Source organism: Pseudomonas sp. PGPPP1, from assembly GCF_002255865.1.
Taxonomy (GTDB): Bacteria; Pseudomonadota; Gammaproteobacteria; order Pseudomonadales; family Pseudomonadaceae; genus Aquipseudomonas; species Aquipseudomonas cremoris.
Genome location: NZ_NKIG01000012.1, coordinates 70073 through 83081 on the forward strand (window position 1 = coordinate 70073; position 13009 = coordinate 83081).

Genomic DNA, 13009 nt, shown 5'->3' on the forward strand with positions numbered 1-13009 from the left:
AAACCTGTGTTAGCGATTTGTAAGCGCCCTGTACACTGCGGGTCCGCCAAAGGAGCCTGCCATGCTGATTGTTGCCGACGAAAATATTCCGCTGCTCGACGCCTTCTTCGAAGGGTTTGGCGAGATTCGCCGCGTGCCCGGCCGTTCCATCGACCGTGCTACCGTCGAACAGGCCGATGTCTTGCTGGTGCGCTCGGTGACCAACGTCAACCGTGCCTTGTTGGAGGGCACCCCGGTGCGCTTTGTCGGCACCTGCACCATTGGCACCGATCACCTGGACCTCGATTATTTCAAGCAGGCCGGTATCCAGTGGTCCAGCGCCCCCGGCTGCAATGCCCGTGGCGTCGTGGACTACGTGCTGGGCAGCCTGCAGACCCTGGCCGAAATCGAAGGGGCCGACCTCAATCAACGTACCTACGGCGTAGTGGGCGCTGGTGAAGTGGGCGGGCGACTGGTCAAGGTACTCAAGGGCCTGGGCTGGAACGTGCTGGTCTGCGACCCGCCACGGCAGATCGCCGAAGACGGTGATTACGTCAGCCTGGAACAGATCATCGAGCAGTGCGATGCGATCAGCCTGCACACGCCGCTGACCAAGTCCGGCAACGGCTCTACCTGGCACTTGTTCGACCGCCAGCGCCTCAACCAACTCAAGCCTGGTACTTGGCTGATCAATGCCAGCCGTGGCGCGGTGGTGGATAACGCGGCCCTGCGCGAAGTGCTACTGGAGCGCGAGGACCTGCAAGCCGTGTTGGACGTCTGGGAAGGCGAACCGCAAGTGGACGTCGATCTCGCCGACCTGTGCGTGTTGGCCACGCCGCATATCGCCGGCTACAGCCTAGAAGGCCGCCAGCGCGGTACGGCGCAGATCTATCAGGCGTTCTGTGCCCACGCGGGCCAGGAGGCGAGCATTCAATTGAGTGACCTGCTGCCGCCGTTGTGGCTGGCCGAGGTGCACCTGAACGCTGAGACTGACCCGGCTTGGGCGTTGGCAACCCTGTGCCGCAGCGTGTACGACCCGCGTCGGGACGATGCGGATTTCCGTCGTAGCCTTGTAGGTACAGTGGAAGAGCAACGTAAAGCCTTTGACCTGCTGCGCAAGCATTACCCCGCGCGCCGTGAGATCGATGGCTTGAAGGTGCGCATCAACGGGGAATCAGCGGCGCTGTCGCAGATCGTCTCGGCGCTGGGTGCCAACGCCCTTTAAACGCCGATAAAAAACCCGGCCACCAGGGCCGGGTTTGAAAGAGCGTGGGCGCTTCAGCCTTGCTGTGCAGGCTTGACCAGTCGCTGTTCCAGCTCGCGGCATGCTTGCTGGATCATGTCCTCAGTGATAGGCACTTCACGGCCTTGAGCGTCGATAATCGAGCAACCCAGGTGTGCCTGACGTTCTTTGCGGACGACTTCTACTTTGTCAGTGCTGCTTGTGTGCAAGGTCATGGCCTGTCTCCTCATCAGGTTGTGTACCTACTCTAATACCCCCGCGTGACTGAGCTGTTACAACTCCATACACGATCAGCGGTTCGAATACTCAGTCCACCAGAAACCGATACAAATTTCCAGCCAGGCATTAGACCGATAGCCTCTAGGCATCAGCATCGGCGGGCATAATTAACCTGACTCATTGCCATTACGAAAGTTGTTATTTAGCGAAGTTCCCCCCATGTAGGTGTACAGGTTCCTCATCGGTGATGCCCTCCATGTTCTCAGTCCGTCAACGCCGTGCCATTCGCCTGGCCAGCCGTTTTATTGCGCCCTACCGCTGGCAGGCGCTCGGCGCCTTGTTGGCGCTTATTGTGACCGCAGGCATCACCTTGTCCATGGGGCAGGGCATTCGCTTGCTGGTGGACCAGGGCTTCATGACCCAGTCGCCGCACCTGCTCAACCAGTCCATCGGTTTGTTCATGTTGTTGGTGCTGGGCTTGGCCGTGGGCACGTTTGCGCGGTTCTACCTGGTGTCGTGGATCGGCGAACGTGTCGTGGCCGATATCCGCCGACAAGTCTTCAATCACCTGATCTACCTGCACCCAGGTTTCTACGAGAACAACCGCAGCTCGGAAATCCAGTCGCGGCTGACCACCGACACCACCTTGCTGCAATCGGTAATCGGCTCCTCGCTGTCATTGTTCCTGCGCAATGCCTTGATGGTGCTGGGCGGTATCGTGCTGCTGTTTGTCACCAACCCCAAGCTCACCAGCATCGTGGTGGTGGCGTTGCCGTTGGTGCTGGCGCCGATCCTGATCTTCGGTCGTCGTGTACGCAGTTTGTCGCGCCAGAGCCAGGACCGGATTGCCGATGTGGGCAGCTACGTGTCCGAGACTCTCGGCCAGATCAAGACGGTGCAGGCCTACAACCATCAGGTGCAGGACGAGCAGCGCTTCGCCGTGACCGTGGAAGACGCGTTCACCACCGCGCGTAAACGCATCGTCCAGCGCGCCTGGCTGATTACCCTGGTAATCATGCTGGTGCTGGGTGCCGTGGGCGTGATGCTGTGGGTCGGCGGCATGGACGTGATTGGCGGGCGCATTTCTGGCGGTGAGCTGGCGGCATTTGTGTTCTACAGCCTGATCGTCGGCAGCGCCGTCGGCACCTTGAGCGAAGTGCTGGGTGAGTTGCAGCGTGCCGCCGGCGCCGCCGAGCGCATCGGTGAATTGTTGCAGTCGAGCAATGAGATCAAGGCGCCCGCTGACGGCACCGTTCAATTACCCGAGCGGGTCAGCGGTCGCATGGAACTGCAAGACGTGCGTTTTTCCTACCCGTCACGGCCCGATAGCTACGCCATCGATGGCTTGAACCTGACCATCAATCCCGGCGAAACCCTGGCGCTGGTCGGCCCTTCCGGCGCTGGCAAGTCGACGATCTTCGACCTGTTGCTACGTTTTTATGACCCACAACAAGGCCGCATCCTGCTCGAAGGCCACCCGCTGACCGAACTCGACCCCATGGACCTGCGGCGCCACTTCGCACTGGTATCCCAGAGCCCCGCGCTGTTCTTCGGCAGCGTCGAAGAAAATATCCGCTACGGCAACCCGACGGCCACCACAGAGCAGGTCGAGGCCGCTGCACGCATCGCCCACGCCCACGACTTCATCCTGCAAATGCCCAACGGCTACCAGACCCACCTCGGCGACGGTGGCATGGGCCTTTCCGGCGGCCAGCGCCAACGCCTGGCTATCGCCCGCGCGTTGCTGGTGGATGCGCCGATATTGTTGTTGGACGAGGCCACCAGCGCCCTGGATGCCCAGAGTGAGCACCTGATCCAGCAAGCGCTGCCGCAATTGATGCAGGGCCGCACCACGCTGGTGATCGCCCATCGTTTGGCGACGGTGAAGAATGCAGACCGCATTGCGGTGATGGACCAGGGCAAGCTGGTGGCGGTGGGCACGCATCAGCAACTGATTGCGAGCAATCCGTTGTACGCGCGGCTGGCGGCGTTGCAGTTCAGTGATGGGGTGGAGGAACGCGTTTCGCACTGAGTCATCGTCCATAAAAAATGCCCGCATTTTTCAATGCGGGCATTTCATTGCTGCGTCATGCCTTACTGATCATCAAAATACCGCTCATGCCAATCCACCAGCGGCTGTGGCGAATTGAGCTTCTGCCCGTAGATCACCGAATAAGACAGCACGTTCTGCACGTACTGACGTGTTTCGTCGAATGGGATGCTTTCCACCCACACGTCGAAACTAAGGTGATCGGCACCGCGCAGCCATTGGCGCACGCGACCAGGGCCGGCGTTATAGGCGGCTGAGGCAAGCACGCGGTTACCGTTGAACTGGCTGTGCACTTGGCTCAGGTACGCGGCGCCGAGCTGGATGTTTTTGTCCGGGTCCAGCACCTGGGCCGGGGAGGCCAGGGGGATGCTGAACTTGCGCGCGGTTTCCTTGGCGGTCCCAGGCATCAACTGCATCAAGCCGCTGGCGCCGACGCCGGAGCGGGCGTCGTCCATGAAGGCGCTTTCCTGGCGAGTAATGGCAAACACCCAACTTGAGTGCAGGCCACGTACCTTGGCTTCGCGCACCAGCGTGTCGCGGTGGGCCATTGGGAAGCGGATATCCAGATCATCCCAATACTGCGCCTGGCTGATGGTGCGGATCGCCGGGAAGTACCACTTCATGTCATAGGCCAGCTTGGCCTGGGCAACCATTTCATCGCGGTTGAAATGACGGCTGACGTGGTACCACTCGCGGCGGCCATCGACGATCTGGCCACGGGCGTAGAACTCCAGGGCACGGCGTACGCCCGGCGTGTTGCGCACCTTGTTCATCAGTGCCTGGCTCATCACCAACGGTCGGTTGGTCAACTGGTACGGTGACTTGGAGCGATCAGCCGCGAGGAACCCGTAGAAGTCGCGTTCCTTGGCCACGTTTTTGTAAAGCACCAAGGCCTGTGGGTTTTTCGGTTCGGCCAGTTCCAGGCTGCGGGCCTGCCAGTAACGCCAGCGGTTGGTGGTCGCCAAGTCCTGTGGGAGCTTGCGGGTAAGCTGGTAGGCATCTTCCCAGCGCGCCAGGCGCAAGAGCAGGCGCAGGCGCCATTCGGACACGGTGTTGTCACGCAGCTCCGGGTCGTACTTGGTCATCACGTCCAAGGCGCGCGGGTCATAGCGACGGGCCAGGGTCAGGCCGATTTCCCGGGCGATCGACACTTTTTCGTCACGGGAGAAGTGCATGCTGCTGGCGTAGCCATCGAGCAGGGCCATGGCTTTGTCCGGGTCTTGGCGAGCCAGGCGGCGCAGGCCCAGGCCCACGGCGTCAGACATGGCTTCGTTGGCCGGCAGGAAGCGCGACGGGTCGCCGAGCATGTCTGGCTTTTGCGCTACGTCCACCATCAGGCGGCCTTGAGCGCCGAGGGTGGGCAGGGTTTTCACCAGGCTGTTGGCCAGCGCGTAGTTGCGCGCCTCGGCCGCGAGCTTGGCGCGGTCCCAGATCTTCTGTTCGGTGAGCTGGCCGTCGGCGGCCCACTGGCCAAAGGTGGCATCGCAGGCGGACGGCTGGGATTTACCGGTAAGCCACAGTTTCTCGGTGGTCTTGTAGCCTTCGGCCTTCAGATTATGGGTGAGCTGGTATTGGCCATGCAGGCAGTCCAGTTCTACGAAATTGAGTTTGGGATCGTAGTACTTTTCAAAGGTCTGCCAATCGCCCCGGTCGGCGAGCCAGCGCAACCAGCGCAATTTCATCCAGTTGGCTTGGGGCAGGTCACCGTTTTTGGCGAGGAATTGTTCAATCTCCTCGTTGCTCGCGGTTTTCAGGCGCGCGGTCAGCTCGTCGTAGGCCAGGTACGGCGTCAGCGGATAATCGGCCAGGGCCTGGCTGTATTGCATGTACGGTCCGCTATCGCCTTTGGCCAGGGCGCGTTTGGCTTCATCGTAATACTGGCGTTGGGTGGTGAGGTCCACGGCCTGGGCGGATTGAACGGCGGTGGCGGAAAGAAGCAGGCAAGATAAAAAGTTGAAAAGGCGGCTGCGCATGAGACGTCCGTGCAGAGAAATCACGAATAGCGTCGGCACTGCCGACACTGATTGCTCCTAGCTTAGCCTTTTGCCCAACACCTACGAAAGCTTTGCCGGCCGGTTCGTTCAGGTTCGGCGCAAATGTCCTACAGAACGTGTCGGCAGCGAAAATGCCAGCCGCATCCCACCCTCAACTCAGGTAGAATGCGCGCCCAGTTTTTGGAGAAGCGTATGACCCTGCTCAAATTCAGCGATGTGTCCCTTGCTTTCGGCGCTATGCCGTTGTTGGACAAGGTGTCCTGGCAGATCGCCCGTGGTGAGCGGGTGTGTATCATCGGCCGCAACGGCACCGGCAAGTCCAGCATGATGAAGCTGGTTAAAGGCGACCAGAAGCCCGATGACGGCTCTGTTTGGCGCGCGCCAGGCCTCAAGATTGGCGAATTGCCGCAAGAATTGCCGGTGGCCGACGGACGGACAGTATTCGACGTGGTTGCCGAAGGCCTTGATGGCGTGGGCGCCTTGCTCGCCGAGTACCATCACCTGGCACAGAACTGCGTCACCGAGGAAGACCTGGACAAGCTGATGCACGTCCAGCAAGACCTCGAAGCCCGTGACGGCTGGCGCTTGCAGCAACTGGTCGACAGTACCCTGAGCCGCCTGCAACTGCCGGCCGACAAGACCCTCGCCGAGTTGTCCGGCGGCTGGCGTCGTCGTGTGCTGCTGGCCCAGGCGTTGGTATCCGAGCCGGACCTGCTGCTGCTCGACGAACCTACCAACCACCTGGATATTGGCGCCATTGCCTGGCTTGAAGAAGCCCTCAAGGATTTCCAGGGCGCCGTGCTGTTCATCACGCACGACCGTTCTTTCCTGCAGAACCTGGCCACGCGCATCCTTGAACTGGACCGTGGCGGCCTGATCGACTGGAACGGTGACTACGCCAGCTTCCTGGTGCACAAGGAAGCCACGCTGGCAGCCGAAGAAACCGCCAACGCACTGTTCGACAAGAAGCTGGCCCAGGAAGAAGTCTGGATTCGCCAGGGCATCAAGGCACGGCGTACCCGTAACGAAGGCCGCGTGCGTGCCCTGAAGGCCCTGCGCGTTGAGCGCAGCGAGCGTCGTGAGCGCACCGGCAAGGCCAATATCCAGTTGGACACCGCCGACAAGTCGGGCAAGCAAGTGATGGTGCTGGAGAACGTCAGCTTCCATCACCCGGAAGGCCCGTTCCTGATCAAGGACTTCTCGATGGTCCTGCAGCGCGGCGACCGTATCGGTCTGCTCGGCGCCAACGGTACCGGCAAGACCACCTTGCTCAAGCTGATGCTCAACGGTTTGCAACCGACCAGCGGCACTGTGGAAGAGGGGACGCGCATCGACGTGGCCTACTTCGACCAGTTGCGCCACCAGTTGGACCTGGAAAAAACCGTGATCGACAACGTCGCTGAAGGCCGCGACTTTATCGATATCGACGGCCAGAGCCGCCACGTGCTTAGCTACCTGGGCGACTTCCTGTTCAGCCCGCAACGTGCGCGTACCCCGGTGAAAGCCTTGTCCGGTGGTGAGCGGGCGCGCCTGTTGTTGGCCAAGTTGTTCAGCAAACCAGCCAACCTGCTGGTGCTCGACGAACCGACCAACGACTTGGACGTAGAAACCCTCGAACTGCTGGAAGAGGTCCTGTTGACCTTCAATGGCACCGTATTGATGGTGAGCCACGACCGGGCATTCCTCGACAACGTAGTGACCAGCACCCTGGTCTTCGAAGGTGAAGGCAAGGTTCGCGAGTACGTCGGTGGTTACCAGGACTGGCTGCGCCAGGGCGGCTCGCCGCGCCTGCTGGGCGTGACCGAGAGCAAGTCCGGCAAGGCCGACTTGAACTCGGCGGTGGTGGCACCGGTGGCCGCTGCTGCTGCGCCTGCCCCGGAAGTTGCACCAGCAGGCAAGAAAAAGCTCAGCTACAAGCTGCAGCGCGAGCTGGAAGCCTTGCCGGGTGACATCGACGCCAAGGAGCAACAGATTGCCGCAGTTGAAGCGGAAATGGCTGACGCGGGTTTCTACCTGCGGCCTGCGGCAGAAACTGCCAAGGTCATTGCTTCGCTGGAGACATTGAACCAGGAGCTGGAAGTGCTGGTGGAGCGTTGGGCTGAGTTGGATGCTTGATTGATCCATAGGTAATAAAAAGCCCGGCGCTCATCTGTATGAACGCCGGGCTTTTTGTATGCAATGCGATCCAAATGTGGGAGCGGGCTTGCCCGCGATAGCGGTGTATCAGTCGCCAAATGCATCAACTGACAGACCGCTATCGCGGGCAAGCCCGCTCCCACATGTTGACCTCTGAAGGTCTTAAGGTGCTTTGACCAGCTTAACCGCCAGCACATCACACGGCGCACCGTGCAGCACATCATTGGCGGTAGAGCCCAGCAGCAATGCCAAGCCGTGACGGCCATGGCTGCCGACCACGATCAGGTCGCAAGCCTTTTCCTTGGCCAGATGGTGGATTTCCTGGCGCGGTTGGCCGTAGGTCAGGTGGCAGTCTTCCTTTTTCAAATGCGGGTATTTGAGAATCAAACGATCAAGGCGCTCCTTGGCCTGGTCGAATTGTTGTTGCTGCAACTGGGAAAGGTCCATTGGCACGTCACCCCCAAAGGCCATGGCCATGGGCTCGACGATATGCACCAGCGATAATATGGCGCCATTGGCCAATGCAGATTCCTGTGCGCGCTTGATCACTGGATCGCACTCTTCGGTCAGATCGACGGCGACCAGAATATGTTGGTAGGGCATGAGGCGTTCCTCCAGGGGACTGCAATAAATTCAGTATGGCTGCTTTCAAGCGGATGGGGTTGCGTCAGATCAAATCCGCTCATCTAGAAATTCGGGAGTACACATATGACGGTCTGGATAGTGGTGTCAATCCTTGTGGTGGTGCTGAGCCCTCTGGCATGGCTGCGCCCGTCGCGTCATCAGAGCGGGCGCATGGCCCTGCGCATGGAGGCGCGCCGTATCGGCCTGGCCATGCAGTTGGCGCCTCAGGAGTGGCCGCACTGGCTCAAACAAGAGCCGCCAAGCCCGTGTGCGCAGTACTGTCGACCACGGCGCGGCAGCGTGCCGGCTATCTGGAGTTACTGGCAGTGGGAGCCTGGGGTTTGGGTCAATCAGTGGCGTGAGGTGTGCGTCGATGAGAAGTTGTTGCCGCATTTTGCGACGCTGCCGGACAACGTCTACAAGGTCGAAGCTGACAAGCAGATGATTGCCCTCTATTGGGGCGAGAAGGGCGAAGCGAGTGATTTGCAAGCCATCGACAAGTTGCTCAAGGCCTTGGCTTAAGCCCAACCTTGTAGAAACAGCAGGCAATAAAAAGCCCGACATCATCATCGGGCTGGAGTTGGCCAGGCAGGCCGGTAAATCTGTGTTTCCCGCGTCGGATGTTCATCCAGGCGCTTTGTGGTTGCGGCTAGCCTAGCCGGATATCACGCTCTGTACAGTCTTTTCCCACAAACTTTCTATTATTGATTTCGTGAATATTTGAATATTGATGAGGCGCGGGCTTAGGGTCGGGGTTCTGAAATGACTGGAAAGTCGCGTTTTTCCTAGTCTTTTTGAGCGATTGACAATTGCCCTGAATTGGATGAAGGTGGCATACCCAAATCAAACGGGCGTATGAATTGAGCGTTTGTCTGTCAGACCACTCATACATAATCCCGACTATCGCATTGGCGGGTGTGCCTGGCGGATGGGCGTGAACATTGACCAAATCATCAATGTCCAACCATAGGCCAGCGTCCAATGTGTACTGTTCAGCTTCCATATCGTGGAGATCAGTTGATGATTTACGAAGGTAAAGCCATCACGGTTAAGGCTCTTGAAAGTGGCATCGTCGAATTGAAATTCGACCTCAAGGGTGAGTCCGTCAACAAGTTCAACCGTCTAACCCTGAATGAACTGCGTCAGGCCGTAGACACCATCAAAGCAGATGCTTCGGTCAAGGGCGTGATCGTCTCCAGCGGCAAGGACGTGTTTATCGTCGGCGCTGACATCACCGAATTCGTCGACAACTTCAAGCTGCCCGATGCCGAGCTGGTGGCTGGCAACCTCGAAGCCAACAAGATTTTCAGCGATTTCGAAGACCTCAACGTTCCCACCGTTGCCGCGATCAATGGCATCGCGCTGGGCGGTGGCTTCGAAATGTGCCTGGCCGCAGACTTCCGCGTCATGTCGGCCACCGCCAAAATCGGCCTGCCTGAAGTCAAACTGGGCATCTACCCAGGTTTCGGCGGCACCGTGCGCCTGCCGCGCCTGATCGGGGCCGACAACGCCATCGAGTGGATCGCCGCCGGTAAGGAAAACCGTGCTGAAGACGCGCTGAAAGTCGGTGCCGTCGACGCCGTGGTTGCTCCGGACAAACTGGCCGAAGCCGCACTGAACCTGATCAAGGGCGCCATCAGCGGCGAATTTGATTACAAGGCCAAGCGTCAGCCGAAGCTGGAAAAACTCAAGCTCAACGCCATCGAACAAATGATGTCGTTCGAAACCGCCAAAGGTTTCGTCGCTGGCCAGGCCGGTCCGAACTACCCGGCGCCGGTTGAAGCGATCAAAACCATCCAGAAAGCTGCGAGCTTCGGTCGCGATAAAGCCCTGGAAGTGGAAGCGGCAGGCTTCGTCAAGCTGGCGAAAACCTCGGCTGCCCAAAGCCTGATTGGCCTGTTCCTGAACGATCAGGAACTGAAGAAAAAGGCCAAGGCCTACGACGAAATCGCCAAGGACGTGAAACAGGCTGCCGTACTCGGCGCCGGTATCATGGGCGGCGGTATTGCCTATCAGTCGGCGTCCAAAGGCACGCCGATCCTGATGAAAGACATCAACGAGCACGGTATCGAGCAAGGTCTGGCCGAAGCCGCCAAGCTGCTCGTGGGGCGCGTTGATAAAGGTCGCATGACCGCAGCGAAAATGGCTGAAGTACTTAACGGTATTCGTCCTACGCTGTCCTACGGCGATTTCGGCCATGTCGACCTGGTGGTCGAAGCTGTTGTCGAGAACCCGAAGGTCAAGCAGGCGGTACTGGCTGAAGTTGAAGGCCACGTCAAAGACGACACCATCCTGGCCTCGAACACCTCGACCATTTCCATCTCGCTGCTGGCCAAGGCCCTCAAGCGTCCGGAAAACTTCGTCGGCATGCACTTCTTCAACCCGGTGCACATGATGCCGTTGGTGGAAGTGATCCGTGGCGAGAAGTCCAGCGAGCTGGCGATTGCCACCACCGTTGCCTACGCCAAGAAAATGGGCAAGAACCCGATCGTAGTCAACGATTGCCCAGGCTTCCTGGTCAACCGCGTGCTGTTCCCGTACTTCGGTGGTTTCGCCAAGCTGGTGAGCGCCGGTGTTGACTTCGTGCGCATCGACAAAGTCATGGAAAAATTCGGCTGGCCGATGGGCCCGGCGTACCTGATGGACGTGGTCGGCATCGACACCGGCCACCACGGTCGTGACGTGATGGCTGAAGGCTTCCCGGACCGCATGAAAGACGACCGCCGCTCCGCTGTCGATGCTCTCTATGAAGCCAAGCGCCTGGGCCAGAAGAACGGCAAGGGCTTCTATGCCTACGAGACCGACAAGAAGGGCAAGCAGAAAAAAGTCGCCGATCCATCGGTTCACGAAGTGCTCGCACCGGTCATCTACGAACAGCGTGAGGTGTCCGATGAGGACATCATCAACTGGATGATGATTGCCCTGTGCCTGGAAACCGTTCGCTGCCTGGAAGACGGTATCGTTGAAACCGCCGCCGAAGCCGATATGGGCTTGGTGTACGGTATTGGTTTCCCTCCATTCCGTGGCGGTGCGCTGCGTTACATCGACTCGATCGGTGTGGCCGAATTCGTTGCCCTGGCTGATCAATACGCTGATCTGGGCCCGCTGTACCACCCGACCGCGAAGCTGCGTGAAATGGCCAAAAATGGCCAGAGCTTCTTCGGTTAAGCGCCCAGACGACTAGAGCGAGAATATTTATGAGCTTGAATCCAAGAGACGTGGTGATTGTCGACTTCGGTCGCACACCGATGGGCCGCTCCAAGGGCGGCATGCACCGCAACACCCGCGCTGAAGACATGTCCGCGCACCTGATCAGCAAATTGCTGGAACGCAACGTCAAGGTCGACCCGAACGAAGTCGAAGACGTAATCTGGGGCTGCGTCAACCAGACCCTAGAGCAGGGCTGGAACATCGCGCGCATGGCGTCGCTGATGACTCAGATCCCGCACACAGCTGCTGGCCAGACCGTGAGCCGCTTGTGCGGTTCGTCCATGAGCGCGCTGCACACCGCCGCCCAAGCGATCATGACTGGCAACGGGGATGTGTTTGTAGTAGGTGGCGTGGAGCACATGGGCCACGTCAGCATGATGCACGGCGTCGATCCAAACCCGCACATGTCGCTCTACGCGGCGAAAGCCTCTGGCATGATGGGCTTGACTGCAGAAATGCTCGGCAAGATGCACGGCATTACCCGCGAAGCCCAGGACGCGTTCGGCTTGCGCTCCCACCAACTCGCCCACAAGGCGACCGTGGAAGGCAAGTTCAAGGATGAAATCATCCCGATGAACGGTTACGACGAGAACGGCTTCTTGAAACTGTTCGACTACGACGAAACCATTCGTCCGGACACCACCCTGGAAAGCTTGGCGGCCCTGAAGCCGGCATTCAATCCAAAGGGCGGCACCGTGACAGCGGGTACTTCGTCGCAAATCACCGACGGTGCTTCGTGCATGATCGTGATGTCGGCGCAGCGTGCCCAGGACCTGGGCATCCAGCCGCTGGCAGTGATCCGTTCGATGGCAGTGGCGGGTGTGGACCCGGCAATCATGGGCTATGGTCCTGTACCGGCCACACAAAAAGCGTTGAAGCGCGCGGGCCTGACTATCTCCGATATCGATTTCTTCGAGCTCAACGAAGCTTTCGCCGCACAGGCCCTGCCGGTGCTGAAAGATTTGAAAGTACTCGACAAGATGAACGAGAAGGTTAACCTGCACGGCGGTGCGATTGCCCTGGGCCACCCATTCGGTTGTTCCGGTGCGCGTATTTCCGGCACTTTGCTTAACGTGATGAAGCAAAATGGCGGTAACCTTGGGGTTGCAACCATGTGCATTGGTCTCGGCCAAGGCATTTCCACCGTCTTCGAACGCGTCTAAGCGTTGAGTTGACGGAAGCCGGGGCCAAGTGCCCCGGTTTTTGTTTTTTGGAATTTTTAATATTTTTTTTCAACAAATTTTGTAAGGGGGCCAGAGCATGAAAGTCGAACCAGGGCTCTACCAACATTATAAGGGTCCGCAGTACCGCGTTTTCAGCGTGGCACGGCATTCCGAGACCGAAGAAGAAGTGGTGTTCTACCAAGCACTGTATGGCGATTACGGCTTTTGGGTGCGTCCCTTGAGCATGTTTCTGGAGACCGTCGAAGTTGACGGCGAGCAGGTCCCGCGCTTTGCTTTGGTCCAGGCCGAACCCAGTCTTTTTTCAGGGCAATAACGGCAGGCGGCGCAGAATGCTGCGCTTGACCTCACCTTGTTGCCACTATATATAGCG

10 protein-coding genes are annotated in these 13009 nt (G+C 59.1%); 7 read left to right on the forward strand and 3 right to left on the reverse strand.

Annotation, left to right across the window (positions count from 1 at the left end):
- The first annotated feature begins 61 nt into the window (after positions 1-61).
- Positions 62-1204: a 4-phosphoerythronate dehydrogenase PdxB gene (gene pdxB / locus CFE47_RS15225; RefSeq protein ID WP_286838186.1), complete on the forward strand. Its 1143-nt coding sequence runs from the start codon at positions 62-64 to the stop codon at positions 1202-1204.
- A 53-nt stretch (positions 1205-1257) separates the two neighbouring features.
- Here pdxB and CFE47_RS15230 read toward each other — a convergent pair whose 3' ends face one another.
- The gene (locus CFE47_RS15230; protein WP_185709384.1) at positions 1258-1437 is read right to left on the reverse strand and encodes a PA1571 family protein; all 180 of its coding nucleotides are present in this window, start codon (positions 1435-1437) and stop codon (positions 1258-1260) included.
- Positions 1438-1688: 251 nt separating this feature from the next.
- On the opposite strand from CFE47_RS15230, the gene CFE47_RS15235 reads away from it, so the two are divergent.
- Positions 1689-3473: an ABC transporter transmembrane domain-containing protein gene (locus CFE47_RS15235; protein ID WP_286838190.1), complete on the forward strand. Its 1785-nt coding sequence runs from the start codon at positions 1689-1691 to the stop codon at positions 3471-3473.
- 62 nt (positions 3474-3535) lie between these two features.
- Here the strand turns inward: CFE47_RS15235 and CFE47_RS15240 are convergent, their stop codons facing one another.
- Positions 3536-5464: a transglycosylase SLT domain-containing protein gene (locus CFE47_RS15240; protein ID WP_286838191.1), complete on the reverse strand. Its 1929-nt coding sequence runs from the start codon at positions 5462-5464 to the stop codon at positions 3536-3538.
- Between the two features lie 213 nt (positions 5465-5677).
- Here CFE47_RS15240 and CFE47_RS15245 point away from each other — a divergent pair, with 213 nt between their 5' ends.
- The gene (locus tag CFE47_RS15245) at positions 5678-7600 is read left to right on the forward strand and encodes an ATP-binding cassette domain-containing protein (protein ID WP_286838194.1); all 1923 of its coding nucleotides are present in this window, start codon (positions 5678-5680) and stop codon (positions 7598-7600) included.
- Between the two features lie 183 nt (positions 7601-7783).
- On the opposite strand, the gene CFE47_RS15250 is transcribed toward CFE47_RS15245, so the two are convergent.
- Complete coding sequence (locus tag CFE47_RS15250; RefSeq protein WP_124528029.1) at positions 7784-8224, reverse strand: universal stress protein; 441 nt, start codon at positions 8222-8224, stop codon at positions 7784-7786.
- A gap of 105 nt (positions 8225-8329) precedes the next feature.
- Here CFE47_RS15250 and CFE47_RS15255 point away from each other — a divergent pair, with 105 nt between their 5' ends.
- The 4 genes from CFE47_RS15255 (at position 8330) to CFE47_RS15270 (ending at position 12952) form a co-directional block, all read left to right on the forward strand.
- Positions 8330-8767 carry a hypothetical protein gene (locus CFE47_RS15255; protein ID WP_286838196.1) on the forward strand — a complete coding sequence of 146 codons (438 nt, stop codon included), beginning with the start codon at positions 8330-8332 and terminating at the stop codon, positions 8765-8767.
- A 498-nt stretch (positions 8768-9265) separates the two neighbouring features.
- Positions 9266-11413, forward strand: coding sequence for a fatty acid oxidation complex subunit alpha FadB (gene fadB / locus CFE47_RS15260; protein WP_032888792.1), 2148 nt, complete (start codon positions 9266-9268; stop codon positions 11411-11413).
- A gap of 29 nt (positions 11414-11442) precedes the next feature.
- A complete protein-coding gene (fadA, locus tag CFE47_RS15265; protein ID WP_024074080.1) occupies positions 11443-12618 on the forward strand; it encodes an acetyl-CoA C-acyltransferase FadA in 1176 nt (391 codons plus the stop codon).
- Between the two features lie 97 nt (positions 12619-12715).
- The gene (locus CFE47_RS15270) at positions 12716-12952 is read left to right on the forward strand and encodes a DUF1653 domain-containing protein (protein WP_010212074.1); all 237 of its coding nucleotides are present in this window, start codon (positions 12716-12718) and stop codon (positions 12950-12952) included.
- Positions 12953-13009 lie beyond the last annotated feature (57 nt).